This is a genomic window from Azospirillum agricola (assembly GCF_017876095.1).
GTDB lineage: Bacteria > Pseudomonadota > Alphaproteobacteria > Azospirillales > Azospirillaceae > Azospirillum > Azospirillum agricola.
The window spans coordinates 362,084-383,851 of record NZ_JAGINM010000003.1 but is presented as its reverse complement, the minus strand read 5'-3'; the positions used below and the strand labels follow the sequence as shown (position 1 = coordinate 383,851).

Genomic DNA, 21,768 nt, shown 5'->3' with positions numbered 1-21,768 from the left:
GCCTCACTCCCCCACCTGGAAGGACACCGATCCCAGCCCCTGCATGTCGGCGCGCACCGCCATGCCGGGGGCCAGCGGATGGGCGGCGGTGGCGCCGCCGGCCAGCACGATCCAGCCGGCCTCCAGCCGCTCGCCCCACTGCGCGACCAGACGCGCCGCCGCGACCAGCGAGCGCACCGGGTGGCCGAGGATCGCGGCGGTCGATCCCACCTGCACCGGCTGGCCGTCGGCCAGCAGCGCCAGCCCGAGATTGCCGACGTCGAGGTCAGGCCGGCGCCATTGCCCGACCACGAAGCCGGACGACGACGAATTGTCGGCGATCACGTCGGGCAGCGCGAACTTGAAGTCGCGGTAGCGGCTGTCGATGATCTCCAGCGCCGGGGCCACCGCCTCGACCGCCGCCAGCGCCTGGGCCGCCGTCACCCGCCCGGCCAGCGGGGCCTTCAGCAGGAAGGCCAGTTCCGGCTCGACACGCGGGTGCACGTAGGCCGAGCGCCGGATCGTCCCGCCCTCCTCGACCTGCATGGCGTCGGTCAGGCGGCCCCAGATCATCTCGTCCACGCCGACCTGGGCCATCTTGGCACGGCTGGTCAGCCCCATCTTCATGCCGACCCGCCGTTCGCCGCGCGCGGCGCGGCGCGCCAGCGACAGCGCCTGCACGGCGTAGGCGTCGTCCACCGTCAGGGCCATGCCGTCGGTGAATTGCGGGATCGCGTGGGCCAGACGCGCCGCGTCGTCGGCGATCCGCGCCAGTTCCCCCAAACCCGTCACGATGCCGTTCATGCCACGATCTCCTTGTCACGCGCCTTCAGCAGATCCAGCGCCACGTCCACGATCATGTCCTCCTGCCCGCCGACCATCTTGCGCCGGCCGAGCTCCGCCAGGATCGCGCGGGTGTCGAGGCCGTAGGTCCCGGCCGCCCGTTCGGCGTGGCGCAGGAAGCTGGAATAGACGCCGGCGTAGCCGAGCGACAGGCTTTCGCGGTCCACCCGCACCGGCCGGTCCTGGAGCGGGCGGACCAGATCGTCGGCGGCGTCCATCAGGGCGAACAGGTCGCAGCCATGGTCCAGCCCCATGCGGTCGAGCACGGCGACCAGCGCCTCCAGCGGCGCGTTGCCGGCCCCGGCACCCATCCCGGCCAGCGAGGCGTCGACGCGCGTCGCGCCGGCCTGCACCCCGGCGATGGCGTTGGCGACGCCCAGCGTCAAATTGTGGTGGGTGTGGACGCCGATCCCCGTCTCCGGCCTCAGCGCGGCGCGGAAGGCCCGCACCCGCTCGCCCACCTGTTCGGGCAGCAGGGCGCCGGCCGAATCGACGACATAGACGCAGTCGGCCCCGTAGGATTCCATCAGCCTGGCCTGCTCGACCAGCCGGTCGGTCGGGATCATGTGGGCCATCATCAGGAAGCCCGCCGTGTCCATGCCCAGCTTGCGGGCGTGCTCGATGTGCTGGCGCGAGACGTCGGCCTCGGTGCAATGGGTGGCGACCCGGACGGAACGGGCGCCCGACGCGAAGGCGGCGTTCAGGTCGTCGCGCGTGCCGATGCCGGGCAGCAGCAGCACCGTCACCCTGGCGTGCCCGACGGCCCCGGCGACCGCCTCGATCCAGTCGAGGTCGGTGTGGCTGCCGAAGCCGTAGTTGAAGGAGCCGCCCGACAGCCCGTCGCCGTGGGTGATCTCGATGGCGTCGACGCGGGCGGCGTCGAGCGCCCTGGCGATGGCGACCACGGTGGGCAGGTCGTAGCGGTGCCGCAGCGCGTGCATGCCGTCGCGCAGCGTCACGTCCTGAATGTAAAGTTTGCTCATGCGGGAGGCTCCCTTCAGGCGGCGGACCGGCGCTCGACCCAGCGGTCGGCCGTGGCCATGGCGGCGGAGGTCATGATGTCGAGGTTCCCGGCGTAGGCCGGCAGGTAATGGGCGGCCCCCTCGACCTCCAGGAAGATCGAGGACTTGATGCCGGAGAATTCGCCGTAGCCGGGGATCCGCACCGGATCGTTGTTGCCGAAGCGCTCGAACTGCACCGCCTGCTTCAGCCGGTAGCCGGGGACGTAGCCCTGCACCTCCCTGACCATCGCCTCGACCGAGGCCTCGATGTCCGCCGGCTCGGCGCCCTGGGACAGCACGAAGACGGTGTCGCGCATGATCAGCGGCGGCTCGGCCGGGTTCAGCACGATGACCGCCTTGCCGCGCGCGGCGCCGCCGACCGTCTCGATGGCGCGGCCGGTCGTCTCGGTGAACTCGTCGATGTTGGCCCGCGTGCCCGGACCGGCCGAGCGCGAGGAGATCGAGGCGACGATCTCGGCGTAGGGCACCGCCCTGGACACGCGCGCGACCGCGTGGACCATCGGAATGGTCGCCTGACCGCCGCAGGTCACCATGTTGACGTTGGGCCGGTCGAGATGGGCGTCGAGGTTGACCGGCGGCACGACGTAGGGGCCGATGGCCGCCGGGGTCAGGTCGATCACCTGCTTGCCCGCCGCGACGCAGGCGGCGCTGTGCGCCTTGTGGGCGTAGGCGGAGGTGGCGTCGAAGACGACGGCGACGTCGCGCCATTCCGGCATCGCCATCAGCCCCTCCAGCCCGCCGTGGGTGGTGGCGACGCCCATCCGGCGGGCGCGGGCCAGGCCGTCGGATTCCGGATCGACGCCGACCATGACGCCCATCTCCAGATGCTTGGCGTGCCGCATCACCTTGATCATCAGGTCGGTGCCGATGTTGCCGGACCCGAGGATGGCGATCTTGACCTTGCTCATGACCCGTTCACTCCCTGGCGAAGGCGGCGCGGACGGAGCCGAGCCCCTCGACGCGCGCCTCGACGACCGACCCCCAGGCGACCGGAACCATCGGCCCCAGCGCCCCCGACAGCACCGTGTCGCCGGCCTTCAGCGGGCGGCCGACCCGCGCCATGGTCTGCGCCAGCCACAGCACCGCGTTCAGCGGATGCCCGAGGCAGGCCAGCCCGGCGCCGGTCGACACCGGCTCGCCGCCCATCTCCATGACCATGCCGCACAGGCGCAGATCCAGGCCGGCCAGCGGTTTGGGCTCGTTGCCCAGCACGTAGAGGCCCGACGAGGCGTTGTCGGCGATGGTGTCGAGGATGCGGATGTTCCAGCCGGCGACCCGGCTGTCGACGATCTCGATGGCGGGCAGAACGCAGTCGACCGCGCGGATCACGTCGGCGGCCGTGACGTGCTCGCCGTCCAGGTCGCGGCCGAGGACGAAGGCGACCTCCGCCTCCGCCTTGGGCTGGATCAGCCGGTCGCGCGCGATCTCGACGCCGTCGGGCACCGCCATGTCGGCGAACAGCATGCCGTAGTCGGGCTGGCCGACGCCCAGCTGGGCCTGCACCGCCTTGGAGGTCAGGCCGATCTTGCGGCCCGACAGCGCCCTGCCCCGCGCCAGCCCGCGCCGGGTGTTGGTTTCCTGCACCGCGTAGGCGGCGGCGAGATCGCCGTCGGGCAGCAGCTCGCGGACGGGGTCGCAGGGCGTGCCGCTGCCCAGCGCCTCGAACAGCCGGTCGGCGGCCGTTCGGATGGAGTGTTCGCTCATCGGTCGGCCCTCACAGCTTGACGCAGATGTTTTTCAGTTCGGTGTAGAATTCCAGCGAATGGACGCCGCCCTCGCGGCCGATGCCCGAATGCCTGGATCCGCCGAAGGCGGTGCGCAGGTCGCGCAGGAACCAGGAATTGACCCAGACGATGCCGGCGGCGATCCGGCCGGCGACCCGGTGCGCCCGGCCCAGATTCTCCGTCCACACCGCCGCCGCCAGCCCGTAGGGGGTGTCGTTGGCGAGCGCCACCGCCTCCTCCTCGCTGTCGAAGGGGCGGATGTGGCAGCAGGGGCCGAAGATCTCCTCGCGCACCACGGCGCTGTCGTCGGGCAGCCCGGTCCAGATGGTCGGCTGCACCCAGGACCCGCCGGCCAGCTCCGCCGGCATGTCGGGAACGCCGCCGCCGGTCACCAGCGTGGCGCCGTCGGCGATGGCGCGGGCGTAGTAGGACAGCACCTTGTCGCGGTGCTCCCGGCTGATCAGCGGGCCGAGGCTGGTGCCGGCGGCGAAGGGGTGGCCGGGGACCAGCGCCTCGGCCCCCGCCTTCAGCCGGGCGACGAACGCGTCGAAGATCGGGCGCTCGACATAGATCCGCTCGGTGCCCAGGCAGACCTGCCCGCAATTGGCGAAGGCCGAGCGCAGGGTGCCCTCGATCGCCTTGTCGAGGTCGCAGTCGGCGAAGACGACCGCCGGGTTCTTGCCGCCCAGCTCGAACGACACGGCGCGGACGCCGGTCGCGGCGGCCTTCATGATCGCCTCGCCGGTGCGGGTCTCGCCGGTGAAGGTGATCGCGTCGACGCCGGGGTGGGTGGTCAGGAACTCGCCGGCCGAGTCCGGGCCGAAGCCGTGGACGACGTTGTAGACGCCGGGCGGGATGCCGGCCTCGTTCATCACCTCGCCCAGCAGCGCGGCGGTGGTCGGCGTCTCCTCCGAGGGCTTGACGACGACGGTGTTGCCGCAGGCCAGCGCCGGCCCGACCTTCCAGGTCATCAGCAGCAGCGGCAGGTTCCACGGGCTGATCACGGCGATGACGCCCTTGGGGCCGCGCCTCGCGTAGTTGAGCGCCCCGGCGCCGTCGGGGGTCGCCAGCTCGAAGAACTCGGTGGGGACGTTCTTCACCACGTCGGCGAAGACCGCGAAATTCGCGGCGCCGCGCGGGATGTCGATGTGCGAGGCCAGCGACCGCGGCTTGCCGGTGTCGGCGATCTCGGCGGCGAGGAACTCGTCGAAGCGGCGCAGGATGCCCTCGGCGACCTTGTGCAGGCGGTCCACCCGCTCCTGCACCGTCAGGCGCCCCCACGGACCCGACAGCGCGGCGCGGGCCGCCGCGACGGCGGCGTCCACGTCGGCCCGCGAGGCCTCGTGCACCAGCGACACCAGCGAGCCGTCGACCGGCGAGCGGTTCTCGAAGCGGCGCCCGCCGCCGCCGGCAACGTAGGCGCCGTCGATGAAGTGGAGAATCTCCTTGGGTGGAGTGCCATCGGGCTGAGCGCCATCGGGCCATGGCCCGGTCCGGGACAGGGTGGAGGTGGTCATGATGGGTCTTGCGTCCTTGTTGTGTCGTGATGCGCGGCGGTCAGAGCCCCAGCGCGGCCAGACCGGCCCGCGCGCAGCGGCAGTCCTGCTCCTCCGACGCGCCGGAGACCCCGATGCCGCCGATGAGCCGCCCGTCCGCCAGGATCGGCAGCCCGCCGGGAAAGGCGGTCAGCCGGTCGCGGCGGATCAGCCCGTCGCGCAGGTCGGGATTGCCGGCGATCAGCCGGCCCAGATCGGCGGTGGACATGCGGAAGCCGACCGCCGTGAAGGCCTTGTCCTGGGCGATGGCGGCGGAGTGGAGGAACGCCCCGGAGGCGCGCAGGAACGCGACGAGCGTCCCGCCGGAATCCACCACCGCGGCGTTGACCGCCACCCCCAGGGCGGCGCCCTCGCGCACCGCCGCGAGGACGGCGGCGCAGGCGGCCTCGTGGGCGATGCAATCCCGACGGACCGTCAGTTCCATGGCGCGTTCCATGGCCGCCCCCTCAGGTCACGACGCTGAGGAAGCGTTCGTTCAGCGCCTTCTCGTAATAGAAGATGCCCTTGCCCAGTTCGTTCTCGTCCCAGACGCGGGTCGGGTTGTCGGGGTAGTGGATGTAGCCGCCGGCGAAGACCTCGTTGCGGTTGCCCGACGGGTCGAAGAAATAGATCGTCTGGCCGCGCGTGATGCCGTGGCGGGTCGGACCGATGTCGATGGAGATGTTGTAGCGGCTCATCAGGTCGGCGGCGTGGCCGACGTCGTGCCAGGATTCCAGGAAGAAGGCGGCGTGGTGGAACTTGCCCGGCTCGGGATGCTTCACGAAGGCGATGTCGTGCGCCTTGTTGGAACAGGTCAGCCAGATCGCCAGCACGCCGTCGGGCAGCTCGATCTTCTCGGCCAGCGCGAAATCCAGCGCCTCCTCGAAGAAGCGCAGGTTCCTGTCGATGTCGGGGCCGTAGAGCAGGGCGTGGTCGAAGCGGGTCGCCTTCATGCCGCGCGGCTCCTCCGGCCAGACGTCCGGGTTGTGGATCGGCGGGTGGCTGCCCGACAGCTCGACGGTCGCGTACAGCTCGATCCGGTGGCCGGACGGCAGGACGGCGCCGATGCGGCGGCCGACGCCGGGCTGCTCGCCCGCCGCCACCGTGTCGACGGCCAGCCCCCAGGCGCGGATGCGCTCGGCGAACTGGTCGAGGTCGTCCTCGGTCCGCACCTTGAAGCCCATCACGTCCATGCCGGCCGTGTCGGTCTGGCGCAGGATGACGCTGTGGCGGTCGAACTCGTCCCAGCCCTTCAGGTAGACGCGGCCGTCGTCGCCGGTGGACACGAGGTTGAGCCCCAGCCGGTCGACGTAGTGGGTCAGCGCCGCCGCCATGTCGAGCACGCGGAGCTGGATGAAGCCGGGACGCAGCACGCCTTTGACGGACATCGGGTGTTCCTCCTGTTTCTTACGTGTTTGTGATCGGCTGCGCCGGGACGGGCGCGCCGGTGGCGGCCGCCCCCGTCCTGCGGGCGCAGCGCAGGTCGAGGTCGCTTTCGGGGATCAGGCGGCAGGCGAGCGCATAGCCGGCGCGCTCCTCCGCCTCGCTGACATGGGCCCGGCTCATCGGCTGCAACCGATAGGAGCCGGACAGGATCTGGACGCGGCACACCCCGCAGCCGCCCTGCCGGCAGCCCACCGGGATCGGCCGCCCCGGCGTCCGCCGCAGTCCCGGAGCGGGAAGGCGCAGGCGCTCCATGGCGGCGACGACCGTCTCGTCGCCGCGGCAGGGGAAGGCCGACGGGGCGCCGCCGGAATCACCGCCGGGATTCCCGTCGAGCCGGATGGCGTGGGTGGCGACGGCCATCTCACAGCCTCCGGAAGACAGGGCTGCGGACCTTCCCGGCGTCGCCGTCGCCGGCGGTCAGGAAGCGCTCGGTGTGGATGTCGCGCTCGAACAGCCGGCCCTGCATCAGGGTGCGGATGCAGGCCTCGACCATCGGCGGCGGGCCGCAGAGGTAAGCCTTGCGCCCGGCGTAGAGCCCGTCGAAGCGGCGTTGCAGGGCCTCGTGGACGAAGCCGGTCTCCCCCTCCCAACCGTCGTCCGGCCGGGGATCCGAAAGGACCGGAACGTAGGTCAGGATGGGGTGCCGCGCCGCCAGATCGCGGAACAGCGCCTCGTCGTACAGGTCGCGGCGCGCCCGCACGCCGTGGATCAGCAGGATCGGCTGCGTCCAGCCCCGTTCCAGAAGGTCGAGGATCATCGACTTCGGGCTCGACAGCCCGGTGCCGCCGGCCAGCAGGATCGACGGCACCGCCGCCGAGCTCCGCACGAAGAAGCGGCCGTAGGGGCCGGACAGCCGCAGCCGGTCGCCGACCGCCAGCGTGTCGTGGATCCAGCCGGTCGCCCGGCCGCCGGGCACCCGCCGGACGTGCAGCTCGATCCGGCCGGGCCGCGACGGCGGGCTGGCGAGCGAGAAGGCCCGCGCGCCCTCGACGCCGGGCACCGTCAGGTTGACATACTGCCCGGCCTGGAAGGCGATGCCGTCGCCGGGGAGTTCGATGGTGACGCCCTTCACGTCGTGGGTCAGATCCTCCAGCCCGACCACGGTGCCGGTGAAGTCGCGCACCGGGCAGCGGCGGGCGTCCGGCTCGTCGTCGATGTCGGCCTCGATGGTGACGTCGGAGCGCAGCGTGGCGGTGCAGGCCAGCGTCTTGCCGCCGTCCCGCTCGAAATCCATCAGCGCGAAGCCCGAGGCGTCGCCGTGATCGACCTCGCCGTCGGCCACCTCGACCTTGCAGGTGCCGCACAGCCCGTGGCCGCAGGCGTGGGGCAGCCAGATTCCCTGACGCAGGCAGGCGTCCAGGATGGTCTGGCCCTCCTCGACGGCGACGCTCTCGCCGGTCGGTTCGATCGTCAGCGTGTGACTCATCGCGGCATCCCTCCCCGTCCGTCCACCGTCAGCTCCGCGTTCCCCGGTAGCCGTGCAGACCGGGCGTGCGGAAACGGAGCAGCGACTTGTGGCCGACGCCGTTCTCGGCGAGGCTGCGCGCCGGGTCGGGCGCCGTCTCCCGGCCGTCCACGGTCCAGCGCACGGCGTCCCAGTCGATGGCGGCGAAATCGGGGTGGGCGCCGTAGGTGGCCGGCAGGATGTCCTTGACCAGCGCGCCGAACGGCATCGCCGGCGGGAACGGGAAGGCGACGGCCGAACAGAAGCTCAGATGCTCCTCCCAATGCAGGTAGACGACGATGTTGCCGTGGAAATTCTCGACGCGGTCGCGGATCTCGATCTTGTCGGCGTAGTGTTCGTCCAGGGCGACGACGGCCATGGCGTTTCCTCCGGTGATTTTTTCTTGGAAAGGGTCGCGGCTAGCCGGCGACGCGGTCGCGCATCCGCATCCACTGGTCCCACATGGCCTGATCGGGCGATCCCGCCTGGTCCATGTTGTCGGCGCCGGGATTGAGCCTGTACCAGGCGAGGACCTCCTCCATCGAGGCGCCGCCGCAGTTGCCCTGGAAGATCTGGTGAACCGGCAGCCAGGACTGGCTGTACTTCTCCGGCTCGCCGTCGAAGATGTCCTTGCAGCCGTCCGAGCAGAAATGATAGCGGTCGCCCTTGTGCTCGGAATGGCGGAAGCAGATCGTCGTCGGGTCGCCCGGCTCGGTGTAGGCCATCGGGATCTGGCAGACCGTGCAGAGCTGCGGCAGCGCGTTGTTGTAGAAGCGCTTGCCGTCCCTCTCCATCTCCGCCCACATCTCGAAGCGCGGGCGGTAGTGCTGGTCGAAGCTGTTGGGATACTTCTCCGACAGCCAGTCCATCTCCCCGGGCGTCGGCAGCCAGGTGTGGAAGGCGGCGGCCTGGGTGTACTGGTAGAACACCGACCAGTTCTGGTGCGACAGATGCTCGGCCTCGGCGGTGGCGACGTCGGCGTATTTCGGCGGCCGCAGGCCGTAGCGCGCCAGATCGGCGAACAGCGCGCCGCCCGCCTGGGTGAAGTAGATGTCCCACGCCTCGCGCCAGGACATGATCTTCTTGGGCAGCATGTAGTCCATCATCATGGCGACGAGGCCGAGCACGCGGTGGCCGCGCCAGAACCATTTGTCGACCCATTTCTGGACGATCGGCAGGTTGTCGGGGTGCTGCTCCAGCAGGAACTTGATGACCTCGATGCCCAGCGTCATGTGGCGGCTCTCGTCCGACTGGGCGGAGAAGCCGAAGGTGACGGTGGCGAGGTCGCCGTTGTAGGCGGCGCCCGACATGAAGGGCACGAACAGCAGGTTGGTCAGCACATATTCGAAGGCGAAGCCGATGGCGATGAAATACTCGAACGGCCCGGCCGTCCGCGCGTCGTCGAAGAAGGATTTCGGCACCGACAGGTACCACACGCGGTCGTGCATGTGGCTGAACTCGTGGAAGCCGTCGAAGAACCTGTTGTAGTGGCTCAGCGTGTGGATCTGCGTCTGGGCGTGGCGCAGCTCGTCGAGCGACTGCATCTGCGCGGCGATGCGCGGGCCGACGCCGGGGATGTGGCGGCCGACATGGGCGAAGCCGCGATGGGCCTGATACTCCGCCGGGGTGATGCCGGTCAGGAACAGCTTGGCGGCGTTGACGTAGCGGGCGTTGCTGAGGCCGGTCTGGCCGTTGTTCTGGGCGAAGCTGTCCAGCACGGCGTAGAGCTTGCGCTCCTTCTCCGCCTGGTACTTCCAGTAACTGTCCATGGTCAGGCGGAAGGGATCCTCCCATTTCGACCAGTCGCGGATCTTGATGCCCTCGAACTCGGCGTAGGGGAAGATCGCGGATTTCGGCTGGTAGGACGGTTCCCAGTCCAGGCCGTTGGTGAGGAGCGCGTAGCGCTGCTTCAGCCCCAGCTTGTTGATCGCGTTCATCGCGGCGTTTCCTCTCGGTGGCTTTTTTCCCGGTGGCTTTTTTGTTCAGTGCGCCCAGGCGAGGCGGAAATAATCGTCGTCCTCGTCCAGGTTCCCGGCCATCGACACCAGGCTGAGGTGGATTTCCTGCGGATCCCAGTCGCGGCCGAGACGCGTCTCGACCGAGGCACGGTGGACGGTCAGGCTGCCCTCGCGGTCGATCTTGACGATGCCGGGATAGCTGTGGACGGTGGCGCCGGGGTTGTCCTCGGTGATCGCCTCGATGATCGGGCGGGCGTCGTCGGTGTTCTGCAAGGTGATGGAGACGGTGCGGGACATGGAACGCGGTCCTTCCGGTCAGGCGGCAAGCGGGTCGAGGCCGAGGCGGACGGCGCGGGCGCGGATGGCGGCAGCGGTTTCGGCGATGGCATCCGCGCCGGCCTCCGGACCCAGCACGGCGGCGGCCAGCGGGGCGAAGGCGGCGGCGGCGCGGCGGCTCCAGGCGCCGAGCCAGCCGCCGAGCAGCGCCCTGTTCTCCGCCGATTCCGCGGCGGCGGTCTTGACCACGGCGTCGACCCAGCGGCCGTGCTCGGCGTGCCACTCGGTCATGAACCCGGTCAGCATCGACACGGCGGTGCCGCCCAGCGCCTGACCCGCCGCGTCGAAGCGGCCGTAGACCAGCGGGTAGAGCATCCCGTCGATGGCGAGATGCTGGGCGACGAACTGCTCGAACCAGTCGCCGATCACCAGGGAATCCTCGGTCAGCCGGCGCAGCTCCTGCCAGTCCGGGGCCTCCATCCAGCGTTGCTTGGCGGCGTCGAGCGAGGCGCCGCTGTTGCCGTCGAGCGCCAGCCCGATGCGGCCGACGATCTGCGCCATCCCCAGATGGTCGCCGGCGGCGAACATCGCCGGGGCCGTCACCGCCGTGCCGTAGCCGCGGTCGCACATGTTGGCGCAGTTCATGTTGGCGCCCCATTCCATGTGACGCAGCGGCAGCAGGTAGCCCTCCACCGTTTCCCGCCACGCCGGGTCGAGCAGGGCCAGCAGCCCGCGCTTCTCGACGAAGTCGAAATTGCGCTCGGTGCCCTGGTGCTGGGCGGCGCGGGCGATGTTGTAGCTGGCGTAGTAGAACTGCCGGGGATCGCGCAGCGCGTACCAGTCGCGCATGCGGATGGCGGTGCGGCGCTCGTCGTAATGCCAGAATTCGGCGTCCCACAGCGGCTTGTAATGGAAGTTGGCCGTCGCCTGGACGTCCATCGTCGCCTCGTCGTAGCGCGAGGCCGGCTTGTCGGCGCCCAGACGCCGGGCGACGTGGCCGAAGGTCTGGCGGCGGGGTTCGACCTTCAGGGTCTTGATCTCGATGGTCACGCGTTTCCTCCTTGGCCCTCCCCTTGTCGCGCGCGGCTCCCGGCGGCGGGAGGGTTCCGCCGGGTTGGTTCGGTCTCGCGTCAGCCGCCGGCGCCCGCCGGGGGCCGGTACAGGCCGGGGCCGGCGGGCGGCGGCGCCCCGGCGGCTTCGGCCGGGCCCAGCATCACCGCCCCTTCGCGGCGGCAGAACTCGTCGAAGGCGGCGAAGGGCATGATCAGCTCCACCGACAGGTCGTCGTCGCCGAGCGCGTAGGCGAACTCGACGAAACGGCCGTCGCGAATCGCCATGACCCGGACGTAGGCGGTCATTGAATGCGCCATGCTCGCTCCTTCCGGCGTTTCCCGTGCCGAGCCTATTGGCAAGCGCCGTGCCAAGCGCTTCGAGCGTCCGCGATTTCCGTGAACACCAATGTATTTCAAGGGCTTGATCGGACTTGCCCGGAGGCGGCGCGGATCGGGGCCGAACCGGCGGCGGCGGTCCGTTGATGAAATCGTCAATCCCGCCCTCCGGCATGGTCCGGGCAGGTGATTATTTGATGAATCGATCATCCGTCAGGCGCGCGTTGCGCCGGATCGGGCGGTCACGTAGCTTTGTCGGCGCGACCGGCCGAACGCCGCCGGACCGCCGAAGCCGGCGCATGACCGGCGGCCAATCCGCAACGGGGAGCGCCGCGTGAACTCGTCATCCACCCCAGCCTCCTCCGTGCCCCTGATGCCTCCGCAGGTGGCGGCGGAGGCAACGGCCCGCCTGCCCGACATCGCCGACCTGTCGGCCCGCCTGCGCTTCTGCCCGAAGGACGGCCGCATCTGGCTGGGCGACCAGCGGATGCTGCTGATCCATCTCAGCGCGCTGGCCGACCTGCGGCGCGAGCTGGTCGGCGCGCTGGGGCTGGCGGCGGCGCGCGGGCTGTTCACCCGGATGGGCTACGCGTCGGGCTGCAAGGACGCGGAGTTCGCCCGCCGCATCCGGCCCGGCGACGATCTGAACGCCTTCTACGTCGGCCCGCAGATGCACGCGCTGGAGGGCGTCGTCCATGTCGAGCCGGTGCGGGTCGAGGTCGACATCGAATCCGGCCACTATTACGGCGAATTCCTCTGGCACGGCTCGTCGGAGGTCGACGCCCACATCGCCGCCTTCGGCATGAGCGCCGAGCCGGTGTGCTGGATGCAGATCGGCTACGCCTCGGGCTACACCAGCATCTTCATGGGCCAGCCGATCCTGCACCGCGAGGTGGAATGCCGCGCCACCGGAAGCCGCCACTGCCGGATCGTCGGCAAGCCGGTGCACGAGTGGGACGATCCCAACCCCGACCTGATCTATCTGCAACCCGACAGCCTGGGCAGCCTGTACCGGGCCGCCGCCCCCTCCGTTCCCCCGGCCTTCACCGGGTTGCCGGCCCAGCCCGCCGACGCCCGCCGGCAGCCGGGGCTGATCGGCCTGTCGTCGGGCTTCCTGGCGGCCCACCATCTGCTCCAGAAGGTGGCGCGCACCAGCGCGTCGGTGCTGTTCCTCGGCGAGACCGGGGTGGGCAAGGAGATGTTCGCCCGCAGCCTGCACGCGTCGAGCGACCGCGCCGCCATGCCGTTCGTCGCCATCAACTGCGCGGCAATTCCGGAAAACCTGATCGAATCCGAATTGTTCGGGGTGGAGCGCGGCGCCTTCACCGGGGCGCTGCAATCCCGCCCCGGCCGGTTCGAGCGCGCCCACGGCGGCACCATCTTCCTCGACGAGATCGGCACCCTCAACCTCGCGGCGCAGGGCAAGCTGCTGCGCGTGCTCCAGGAGCGCGAGGTCGAGCGGGTCGGCGGCACCGAGACCCGCCGGGTCGACGTCCGGGTCGTCGCCGCGACCAACGCCGACCTGCGGGCGGAAAGCCGGCGCGGCAATTTCCGCGAGGATCTGTTCTACCGGCTGAACGTCTTTCCGGTGCGCATCCCGCCGCTGCGCGAGCGGCGCGAGGACATCCCGCTGCTGGTCCGGCATTTCCTGCTGAAATACGCCGACCGCCACAAGCGGCCGGTCGCCGGCGTCACCGACCGCGGCATGGACCGGCTGATCGACTACGAGTTTCCCGGCAACGTCCGCGAGCTGGAGAACATCATCGAGCGCGCCGTCATCCTGGCGCCGGAGGACGGCGCGCCGATCGACGTCGGCCATCTGTTCGCCTGCGGCGACGAGGTCCATTCGCCCTTCTACGGCGTCGGCCAGGACGGGTCGCTGATCGACGGGCGGACCGCCCCGGATCCACCGGCCGGAGCAATGGCGGCCGGAGCAATGGCGGCCGGAGCGGCGGCAGGCGGCCCTGACTCGCTGGTGGACAGCGTCCTGGCCAACGAAATTCCGCTGGAGCTTCTGGAGGCCCGCCTGATCGAAACGGCGGTCGAGCGGGCCGGCGGCAACCTGGCGGAGGCCGCCCGCACGCTGGGCCTGACCCGCGCGCAGCTCGCCTACCGCTACCGCAAGGGCCGGGACTGAGCCCGCTCAGCCGGACGGCAGGCCGAACCAGCTTCCGTCGCGGATGCCGTTGGCCAGTTGATCGACGGTGCAGCCGATGTGGTCGGCCAGCACGGCGGCCGCCCGGTCCGGGTCGCGGGCCAGCGCCGCCTCGTACAGGGCCAGATGCTCGGCGTGCACGTCGCGGGGCGAGGCGCGGCCCAGCAGCGACAGGCGGCGGTAGCGCTGGTGCTGCTTGTAGAGCCGCTCGTTGACGCGCATCAGGCGCCGCAGCGGGCAGGCGGCGACCAGCGCGGCGTGGAAGCCCTGGTTGCAGCGCTCCCAGTCGTCGAGGAAATCGCGCGGGTTGTCCGCCAGCAGCGGCTCGACCGCCGCCAGCCGCTCGAAGGCGGCGCGCACGCCGTCGGCCCACGCCGCGTCGCCGGCGGCGATGGACTGGCGGAGCATCTCGGTTTCGATGACGATGCGCGAGGCCGTCAGATCCTTGAGATCGGCCAGCGACACCGGGGTGACGCGCAGGATCGTCCCCTCCTCCAGCGACGCCAGCCCCTCGGAGGCGAGGCGGAGCGCCGCCTCGCGGACCTCCGCCGCCGGCACGGCACGGTCGCCGGCCACCCCCTTCAGGTCGATGCGCGAACCGGGGGCGAGCCGGCCGGACAGGATTTCCCCCTCGATCCAGTCGTAGGTGGACGCGGGGGCTTCGCTCGGAGCGAGGGTCAGATGGGGCATCGAGGGCGTCGCCGCGGTTCTGCATGACGATGGGGCAGCCGATCCGTCGCCGGCAAGGGCGACGGATCGGTCAACCTCAAAGTATGGCGGGCCGGAACCGGCGGCAACCTGATTGACGTCGCCACAGCCCCGGCGGGAGGGGAGGCGCCGACATCATCCCCCCAGACCGAGAAGCCTGGCGGCGTTGTGCTTGAGGATGAGGGGGCGCACCTCGTCCCTGATGGGCAGCGTCTCGAAATCCGCGATCCAGCGATCGGGCGTGATCAGGGGGAAATCCGAGCCGAACAGCATCTTGTGTTTCAGCAGCGTGTTGGCGTACTGGACCAGGATCGGCGGGAAGTATTTCGGCGACCAGCCCGACAGGTCGATGTAGACCTGCGGCTTGTGGGTGGCCACCGCCAGCGCCTCCTCCTGCCAGGGAAAGGAGGGGTGCGCCAGGATGATCGGCATGTCGGGGAAATCCGCCGCCACGTCGTCGATGTGCATCGGGTTGGAGTATTTCAGGCGCAGGCCGGCGCCCCCCGGCATGCCGGCGCCGATGCCGGTCTGGCCGGTGTGGAACAGCGCCGGCAGCCTGTGCTCGGCGATCACCTCGTACAGCGGGTAGGCCATGCGGTCGTTGGGAAAGAAGCCCTGCATGGTCGGGTGGAACTTGAAGCCGCGGACGCCGTACTCCTCGATCAGGCGCCGCGCCTCGCGGATGCCGACCTTGCCGCGCGCCGGGTCGATGCTGGCGAAGGGAATCATCACGTCGCGGTTCCGCGCCACCTGCTCGGCAACCTCGTCGTTGGGCACGCGCGGCAGGCCGGTGCAGCATTCGGCGTCGACCGGAAAGATGACGCAGGCCATCTTGCGCTGGCGGTAATAGGCGGCGATTTCCGGGATTCCCGGCTGGCCGAGGTCGTTCTTGAAATACTTCGCCTTGGCCTCCTCCATCGCCAGCGCCTCCTCCAGCAACGGCGCGCGGCAGGATTTCTCGGCGTGGGTGTGGATGTCGATGGCGACCAGATCGTCGATGTTCATGGCGGCGGCTCCGAAGTCGGGCGAGGAAGAGGTCAGGCGAAGACATCCGGACCGAGGCGCAGGGACGCGGCGCCCCCGGTCACCGTCCGGGCGAGGCCGGGCGCGGCGGTGGCGAGGTTCTCGGCGTAGAAGCGCGCCGTGGCGACGGTGGCGCGCAGCGCCGGGTTCCTGTCCCCGTCCCCTTGCAGGGCGAGCGCGGCCAGCGCCCCCTTGAGCAGCAGCACCCCGCCCGCCGCCAGCCCGAACAGGCGCAGGAAGGGGCTGGCCCCGGCCAGCGCGTCGTCGGGCGCGCGCCCCTCGGCCAACAGCCAGTCCGTCGCCGCGCCGAGCGCGTCGAGCGCCTCGCCGAGCCGCGGGGCGGACGCCCCGAGGGCGGCGGCGTCGGTCCGCCGCGCGGCCTCGACGATGCCCCGCCAATCGGCCAGCAGCCGCCGGACCGCAGCGCCGCCGCCGCGCGGCAGCTTGCGGGTCACCAGATCGATGGCCTGGATGCCGTTGGTCCCCTCGTAGATCGAGGTCACCCGCACGTCGCGCAGATGCTGCGCCGCTCCGGTCTCCTCGACGAACCCCATGCCGCCATGGACCTGGATGCCGAGCGAGGCGACCTCGATCCCGGCCTCGGAACAGAAGGCCTTGGTCACCGGCGTCAGCAGGTCGGCGCGCTCCCGCGCCGCCGCGTCGCCGCCGCGCTCGGCCCGGTCGATGGCCTCGGCGGTGACGTAGGCGACCGCCCGCGCGGCGGCGGTCAGGGCGCGCATGGTCAGCAGCGTGCGCCGCACGTCGGGATGCTCGATGATCGGCCGCGCTTCCGGATCGCTCCCCACCCGGCCCTGCCGGCGCTCCCTGGCGTAGGCCAGCGCCTGCTGGCAGGCGCGCTCGCCGATGGACACCCCTTGCAGGCCGGTGGCGAGGCGGGCGCGGTTCATCATCGTGAACATGCAGGCCAGCCCGCGATTCTCCTCGCCGACCAGCCAGCCGACGGCGCCTTCCCCATCGCCGAAGACCATGGTGCAGGTCGGGCTGGCGTGCAGGCCGAGCTTGTGCTCGACCCCGGCGCAGCGCACGTCGTTCATCGCCCCCGGCGCTCCGTCGCCGGGGCCGCCATTGGCGCTGCCATCGCCGGGCAGCCGCTTGGGCACCAGGAACAGCGAAATCCCCCTGGTTCCCGCCGGCGCGTCGGGCAGGCGGGCGAGCACCAGATGGACGATGTTGTCGGTCAGGTCGTGCTCGCCGCAGGTGATGAAGATCTTCTGGCCGGTGATGCGGTAGGTGCCGTCGCCCGCCGGCACCGCGCGGGTGCGCAGCAGCGCCAGATCGGAGCCGGCCTGCGGCTCGGTCAGGTTCATGGTCGCCGTCCACGCGCCGGACACCAGCCGGGGCAGCCAGCGCTCCCGCAGGGCCGCGTCGCCATGGGCGAGCAGCGCGTCGACCGCCCCCTGGGTCAGCACCGGCCCCAGCCCGAAGGCCATGCAGGCGCTGGTGTGCATTTCCATCACCGCGGTGTTCAGCATCACCGGCAGCCCCGCCCCGCCCCAGTCCTCCGGCGCCGCCACCGCGTTCCACCCGGCCTCGGCCCAGCGGCGGTACGCCTCGGGAAAGCCCGGCGGCGTGCGGACCGCGCCGTCGGCGAAGCGGACGCCCATCCGGTCGCCCGGCCGGTTCAGCGGCGCCAGGACGCCCTCGGCGAAGGCCCCGGCCTGCTCCAGCAGGGCGCGCGCCAGATCGTCGTCGAGACCGTCGAACAGGCCGTCGCGCATCACCTCCGTCAGCCCGGCGACATGCCGGAGCGTGAACAGGATGTCGTCCACCGGCGCCTTGAAACCCATGATGCCAACCCTCCCCGGAGCGCGTTCGCGCGTTTATGATTCGTCATCACTGTAATGATCTATAACATTAATAGCGATACCACATCCACCCTGCATCTGCTAGGGTCCCTGCCGTCCCCAAGGCGCCGGGCCACCCCCGCCGACAGTGAAAACGAGTCCCCGACCGATGACCGAACCCGCCCCGAAGCGCCCGCAGGTCCGGCGCCCGAAGGCGCCCGCGACCGCTCTTCCCGCCGCCCCCCCGCAGGACGTGGCGCCAGCCGACACGATCGATCTCGGCCTGCTGAGCGAAGCCGTGGGCTTCCTGCTGAAGCGGGCGCAGATGGCGGTGTTCAACGACTTCAACCGGACCTTCGCGGAGGCCGACATCCGGCCGGCGCAGTTCTCCGTCCTCACCATCATCGGGCGCAACCCCGGCCTCAGGCAGTCGCAGGTCAGCAACGCGCTGAGCATCAAGCGCACCAACTTCGTCCCCCTCCTCGATTCCCTGGAGGCGCGCGGCCTCGTCAAGCGCAAGCTGGCGACCACCGACCGCCGCTCCCACGCGCTCCACCTGACCGCCAAGGGGGCCGTCCTGGTGAAGGAGCTGAACGCGCTGTGGACGCAGCACGAGCAGCGCATCCGCGACCAGATCGGCGAGGAGGGGCGGACCCGGCTGCTGGAGCTGCTGGGCCGGCTGGTGGAGTTCGGCGGGCCCGGCCTGGCCGACGAGGGGGATGCGGCCGAGGCCCCGCCGGCCAAGCCGCGCAAGCCGCGCGCACCCAAGGCATCCCCTCCGTAACCCGCCCCTCACCGCGGCGGCAGGCGCAGGGCTCCGTCGAGCCGGATCACCTCGCCGTTCAGGGCCGGGTTGGCCACGCAATGCAGGACCAGATCCGCGAACTCCTCCGGCTTTCCCAGGCGCCTGGGAAAGGGGATGGAGGCGCCCAGGCTGGCCTGCACCGCGTCGGGCAGGGTCCGCATCATCGGCGTCAGGAACAGGCCCGGCGCGATGGCCAGCACCCGGATGCCGAACTGCGCCAGTTCGCGCGCCGCCGGCAGGGTCAGCGACACGATGCCGCCCTTCGAGGCCGCGTAGGCCGCCTGCCCGACCTGCCCCTCGAAGGCGGCGACCGAGGCGGTCGACACCACGACGCCGCGCTCGCCGTCGGCCAGCGGTTCCAGCCCGGCCATGGCGGCGGCGGCCAGACGCAGCATGTTGAAGCTGCCGATCAGGTTGACCTGGACGATGCGGGCGAACGCGTCGAGCGGCTGCGGGCCGTCGCGGCCGAGGATGCGCCTGGCCGTGCCGATGCCGGCGCAGTTGACCAGCACGCGGGCCGGCCCATGGGCGGCGCCCGCCTCGGCCAGCGCGTCGGCCGCCGCCCGCGGATCGGTCACGTCGCAGCGCAGGGCGACGCCGCCCAGCTCGCGCGCCAGATCCCGCGCCGCGTCGGCGTCGACGTCGAGCAGCGCCACCCTGGCCCCGGCACCCGCCAGCGCCCGCGCCGTCGCGGCGCCCAGCCCCGAACCGCCGCCGGTGACGACGGCCGCCTGTCCCTCGATGATCATGTCGTTGCGTCCTTTTCAGCGTTTGCCCTGGTCGGCGTTTGCCCTGGTCAGCCCTTGCCTTGGGAGATGTGCCGGGCGGCGACCAGCACGTCCGGCCCCGGCACCGGCGCGTAGAGCGCCTCGACCTGCGCGGCGCGGCGCGTCAGCACGGCCCGCTGGTTGAGCGACCCCTTGTCGGTGATCTCCCCGGCGTCGAGCGAGGGCCGCTCCTCCAGCAGGATGGCGCGGCCGATGCGGTTGGAGCTGCCGGTGCCGGTCAGCGCGAAACCGTCGAGCAGCTCCTGGAAGCGCGCGCGCACCTCCGGACGGCGGAGAACCTCGGCGTCGGGCAGGTCGCGGGCGAAGTCCGCGCAATGGTCGCGGCAGGCCGGAACGTCCGGCACGATCAGCATCGCCACGTCGTCGCGGTCGTGCCCGGCGATGACCACGTCGCTGACCAGCGGGGCGAAATGGCGCAGCACGCCGGCCCGCATCGTGCTGACGCTGACCCAGGTCCCGGTCGCCAGCTTGAAGTCCTCGGAGATGCGCCCGTCGAAGACGAAGCCCAGTTCGGGCCGCGCGTCGTCGAAGAAGCGCAGGGCGTCGCCCATCCGGTAGAAGCCCTCCTCGTCGAACGCCTTGGCGGTCATCGCGTCCTGGCGCCAGTAGCCGGGCGTGACGTTCGGCCCGCGCAGGCGCAGTTCCAGCTTTTCGCCCGACGGCACCAGCTTCACCTCGACGCCGGGGGCCGGAACGCCGACGATTCCCGGCTGGTCGACCGCGCGGTTGCCGATCAGGGCGGCGGGCGCCGTCTCGGTGGATCCCAGGCTGGTCACGAACACGATCCGCTCGCCGCAGGAATCCACCGCCAGCTCCTCCAGGCTGTCCCAGATGTAGGGCGACAGCCCGGCCCCGGCGTAGAACAGCGCCTTCAGGCGGCTGAAGAAGCGGCGGCGCAGCTCCGGTTCGGCGCGCAGATGGGGGACCAGCGCCTCGTAGCCCTTGGGCACGTTGAAGTACATCGTCGGGGCGACGTCGCGCAGGTTGGCGACGGTCGGCAGCACGCCGTCGGCAACCGGCCGGCCCTCGTCGATGCAGAAGGTGCCGCCGTTGTAGAGCGCCATGTTGAAATTGTGGTTGCCGCCGAAGGTGTGGTTCCAGGGCAGCCAGTCGACCAGCACCGGCGGTTCCTCGGCGAGGAAGGTGAAGACCTGACGCAACATCTGCTGGTTGCTGCACTGCATGCGCTGGGTGTTGATCACGCCCTTGGGCAGCCCGGTCGAACCCGAGGTGAACAGCAGCTTCGCCACGGTGTCGGGACCGACCCGGGCGTGGGCTTCGTCCACCTCCGGGGTGGCGGCCCTGGCGGTCAGCGCCGCGAAGGGCGTCGCCGGCAAGGTGGAGGATGTCGGGCTGGAGGACGGCGCGTCGCCGACCACCACCTCGACCCCGGCGGGCACGGTGGCGCGCAGCGCGCGCTCGAACCGCTCCCCCTCGGCGGCGAAGACCAGCCCCGGCGTCACCAGGCCGAGGACGTGGCGCAGCTTGCCGAAATCGGTGCTGACCAGCGAATAGGCGGTCGAGACCGGGGCGTAGGGAACGCCGACATACTGCGCCGCCAGCCCGAGCAGCGCGTGCTCGATGCCGTTCCCCGATAAAATCGCGATGCCGCGCTCGGCCGACAGGTTGCGGTCGAGCAGCGCCTGGGCGATGCGCCGCACCCGGTCCAGGGTTCCGGCGTAGGTCAGTTCGCGCCAGCCGCCGTCGGGCCGGCGCTGGGCCAGGAACACCCGGTCGGGGGCGTCGCGCGCCCAGCGTTCCAGGCAGAGGGTCAGCTTGTCGGGATGGGGCTCCAGCGGGGCGTCGCCGCGCACCAGCAGGGTGCCGTCGTCGCGGCGGTCCACGATCACGCCCGGCTGGCCGAGACGGATCGCGCGCATCGGTTTGGTCATGGGTGTTCCTCCCCGGAACATGGCTCCAGAATACGGCCGGGCTTTGGTCGCGGTCTTGTCGCCGCTCCCGGCATCGCTGCGGTGGTTGGGGTGGTGGGAAGGCCGGGCGGGCGGTCGTTCGCCGTCCCCGGCCTTCCCGGCGGTTTCAGAACCGGCGGTTCAGAATTCGGTGACCTTCTTCGCCCGCTTGTCCAGGAAGGCGCGCAGGCGGTCCTTGGCGTCGTCGCTGCCCTGGGCGATGGCGGCCATCAGGGATTCCATCATGAAGCCCTGGCGCGGGTCGGCCTCGGCAATGCGGGGCAGCGCGTGGACGACGGCGAAGTTGGTGATCGGGGCGTTGGCGGCGATGCGGGCGGCGAGGTCGAGCGCCTTGGCCAGCCCCTCGCCGGGTCCGACCAGATACTGCGACAGCCCCAGCGCGTAGCCGCTCTCGGCGTCGTGCACCCGGCCGGTCAGCATCATGTCGGCCATGCGGGCGACCCCGATCAGGCGCGGCACCCGCACCGAGGCGCCGCCGCCGACGAAGATGCCGCGCTGCCCCTCCGGCAGGGCGTAGTAGGCGCTGCGCTCGGCGACGCGGATGTGGGTGGCGCAGGCCAGTTCCAGCCCGCCGCCGACCACCGCCCCCTTGAGGACCGAGACCACCGGCACGCGGCCGAACTCGATCCGCTCGAAGGCGCGGTGCCACATCATGGAATGCGCCACGCCATCCACGGTGGAGCGCTCGGCGATGTCCGACAGGTCGAGCCCGGCGGAGAAGTTGTCGCCCTCCGCCGCGACGACCGCCGCCTTGACCGCCGCCGGCAGGGACAGGAAGAAGGCCTCGATCCCGAGGATGGTGTCGTCGTTGAGCGCGTTGCGCTTTTCCGGCCGCGCCAGCGTCAGCACGGCGACCTCGCCCCGCTGTTCCGCCCGCAGGGAGGAGGGCAACGCCCCTTCCAGGATTCGTTCGCCCACATGTTCGCCCAAGCCCATCG

The 21,768-nt window shown here is 71.1% G+C and carries 22 protein-coding genes; 2 read left to right on the top strand and 20 right to left on the bottom strand.

Annotated elements, in window-relative coordinates; translation table 11 throughout:
* Positions 1 to 3: 3 nt before the first annotated feature.
* From J2847_RS06025 to J2847_RS05960, 14 genes are all read right to left on the bottom strand, one after another.
* Positions 4 to 783, bottom strand: a complete 780-nt coding sequence (locus tag J2847_RS06025) for a 2-keto-4-pentenoate hydratase (RefSeq protein ID WP_209777908.1) — start codon at positions 781 to 783, stop codon at positions 4 to 6.
* Complete coding sequence (gene dmpG / locus J2847_RS06020; protein ID WP_209777907.1) at positions 780 to 1,805, bottom strand: 4-hydroxy-2-oxovalerate aldolase; 1,026 nt, start codon at positions 1,803 to 1,805, stop codon at positions 780 to 782. The genes J2847_RS06025 and dmpG overlap by 4 nt, the downstream gene beginning before the upstream one ends.
* Positions 1,806 to 1,819: 14 nt before the next feature.
* Positions 1,820 to 2,752 carry an acetaldehyde dehydrogenase (acetylating) gene (locus J2847_RS06015; RefSeq protein WP_209777905.1) on the bottom strand — a complete coding sequence of 311 codons (933 nt, stop codon included), beginning with the start codon at positions 2,750 to 2,752 and terminating at the stop codon, positions 1,820 to 1,822.
* Positions 2,753 to 2,759: 7 nt separating this feature from the next.
* Complete coding sequence (locus J2847_RS06010) at positions 2,760 to 3,548, bottom strand: 2-keto-4-pentenoate hydratase (RefSeq protein ID WP_209777903.1); 789 nt, start codon at positions 3,546 to 3,548, stop codon at positions 2,760 to 2,762.
* Positions 3,549 to 3,558: 10 nt separating this feature from the next.
* Entirely contained in the window at positions 3,559 to 5,085 is a 1,527-nt protein-coding gene (locus J2847_RS06005) for a 2-hydroxymuconic semialdehyde dehydrogenase (RefSeq protein ID WP_209777901.1), read from the bottom strand.
* Between the two features lie 40 nt (positions 5,086 to 5,125).
* Entirely contained in the window at positions 5,126 to 5,548 is a 423-nt protein-coding gene (locus J2847_RS06000) for a GlcG/HbpS family heme-binding protein (protein ID WP_209777900.1), read from the bottom strand.
* A gap of 22 nt (positions 5,549 to 5,570) precedes the next feature.
* On the bottom strand, positions 5,571 to 6,491 hold the full coding sequence (locus J2847_RS05995) for a catechol 2,3-dioxygenase (protein ID WP_209777898.1): 921 nt from the start codon (positions 6,489 to 6,491) through the stop codon (positions 5,571 to 5,573).
* Between the two features lie 19 nt (positions 6,492 to 6,510).
* Positions 6,511 to 6,909 carry a 2Fe-2S iron-sulfur cluster binding domain-containing protein gene (locus J2847_RS05990; protein ID WP_209777896.1) on the bottom strand — a complete coding sequence of 133 codons (399 nt, stop codon included), beginning with the start codon at positions 6,907 to 6,909 and terminating at the stop codon, positions 6,511 to 6,513.
* A 1-nt stretch (position 6,910) separates the two neighbouring features.
* Positions 6,911 to 7,975, bottom strand: coding sequence for an NADH:ubiquinone reductase (Na(+)-transporting) subunit F (locus J2847_RS05985; protein WP_209777895.1), 1,065 nt, complete (start codon positions 7,973 to 7,975; stop codon positions 6,911 to 6,913).
* A gap of 28 nt (positions 7,976 to 8,003) precedes the next feature.
* On the bottom strand, positions 8,004 to 8,372 hold the full coding sequence (locus tag J2847_RS05980) for a phenol hydroxylase subunit P4 (RefSeq protein ID WP_085554150.1): 369 nt from the start codon (positions 8,370 to 8,372) through the stop codon (positions 8,004 to 8,006).
* A 40-nt stretch (positions 8,373 to 8,412) separates the two neighbouring features.
* Positions 8,413 to 9,930, bottom strand: a complete 1,518-nt coding sequence (locus J2847_RS05975; RefSeq protein ID WP_209777893.1) for an aromatic/alkene/methane monooxygenase hydroxylase/oxygenase subunit alpha — start codon at positions 9,928 to 9,930, stop codon at positions 8,413 to 8,415.
* A 45-nt stretch (positions 9,931 to 9,975) separates the two neighbouring features.
* Positions 9,976 to 10,248, bottom strand: a complete 273-nt coding sequence (locus tag J2847_RS05970; protein ID WP_209777891.1) for an MmoB/DmpM family protein — start codon at positions 10,246 to 10,248, stop codon at positions 9,976 to 9,978.
* Positions 10,249 to 10,266: 18 nt separating this feature from the next.
* A complete protein-coding gene (locus tag J2847_RS05965; protein WP_209777890.1) occupies positions 10,267 to 11,277 on the bottom strand; it encodes an aromatic/alkene monooxygenase hydroxylase subunit beta in 1,011 nt (336 codons plus the stop codon).
* A gap of 80 nt (positions 11,278 to 11,357) precedes the next feature.
* On the bottom strand, positions 11,358 to 11,597 hold the full coding sequence (locus J2847_RS05960) for a phenol hydroxylase subunit (protein WP_209777888.1): 240 nt from the start codon (positions 11,595 to 11,597) through the stop codon (positions 11,358 to 11,360).
* A gap of 352 nt (positions 11,598 to 11,949) precedes the next feature.
* Between J2847_RS05960 and J2847_RS05955 the strand changes: the two genes are divergently transcribed.
* The gene (locus J2847_RS05955) at positions 11,950 to 13,752 is read left to right on the top strand and encodes a sigma 54-interacting transcriptional regulator (protein ID WP_209777882.1); all 1,803 of its coding nucleotides are present in this window, start codon (positions 11,950 to 11,952) and stop codon (positions 13,750 to 13,752) included.
* A 6-nt stretch (positions 13,753 to 13,758) separates the two neighbouring features.
* Here the strand turns inward: J2847_RS05955 and J2847_RS05950 are convergent, their stop codons facing one another.
* The 3 genes from J2847_RS05950 to J2847_RS05940 all read right to left on the bottom strand — a co-directional run bounded on the left by J2847_RS05950 (position 13,759) and on the right by J2847_RS05940 (position 17,309).
* Entirely contained in the window at positions 13,759 to 14,460 is a 702-nt protein-coding gene (locus J2847_RS05950) for a GntR family transcriptional regulator (RefSeq protein WP_209777881.1), read from the bottom strand.
* A gap of 153 nt (positions 14,461 to 14,613) precedes the next feature.
* Entirely contained in the window at positions 14,614 to 15,483 is an 870-nt protein-coding gene (locus tag J2847_RS05945) for an amidohydrolase family protein (RefSeq protein ID WP_209777879.1), read from the bottom strand.
* 32 nt (positions 15,484 to 15,515) lie between these two features.
* Positions 15,516 to 17,309: an acyl-CoA dehydrogenase gene (locus J2847_RS05940; RefSeq protein ID WP_211114633.1), complete on the bottom strand. Its 1,794-nt coding sequence runs from the start codon at positions 17,307 to 17,309 to the stop codon at positions 15,516 to 15,518.
* Positions 17,310 to 17,475: 166 nt separating this feature from the next.
* On the opposite strand from J2847_RS05940, the gene J2847_RS05935 reads away from it, so the two are divergent.
* Positions 17,476 to 18,090 (top strand): MarR family winged helix-turn-helix transcriptional regulator, encoded by a 615-nt coding sequence (locus J2847_RS05935; RefSeq protein ID WP_209777877.1) that lies wholly within the window; start codon positions 17,476 to 17,478, stop codon positions 18,088 to 18,090.
* Positions 18,091 to 18,098: 8 nt separating this feature from the next.
* Here the strand turns inward: J2847_RS05935 and J2847_RS05930 are convergent, their stop codons facing one another.
* The 3 genes from J2847_RS05930 to J2847_RS05920 all read right to left on the bottom strand — a co-directional run bounded on the left by J2847_RS05930 (position 18,099) and on the right by J2847_RS05920 (position 21,766).
* Positions 18,099 to 18,860, bottom strand: a complete 762-nt coding sequence (locus J2847_RS05930) for an SDR family NAD(P)-dependent oxidoreductase (RefSeq protein ID WP_209777875.1) — start codon at positions 18,858 to 18,860, stop codon at positions 18,099 to 18,101.
* 47 nt (positions 18,861 to 18,907) lie between these two features.
* Positions 18,908 to 20,791, bottom strand: coding sequence for a feruloyl-CoA synthase (locus tag J2847_RS05925; protein WP_209777873.1), 1,884 nt, complete (start codon positions 20,789 to 20,791; stop codon positions 18,908 to 18,910).
* 159 nt (positions 20,792 to 20,950) lie between these two features.
* Positions 20,951 to 21,766, bottom strand: a complete 816-nt coding sequence (locus J2847_RS05920) for a crotonase/enoyl-CoA hydratase family protein (protein WP_209777872.1) — start codon at positions 21,764 to 21,766, stop codon at positions 20,951 to 20,953.
* Between the last annotated feature and the right edge of the window lie 2 nt (positions 21,767 to 21,768).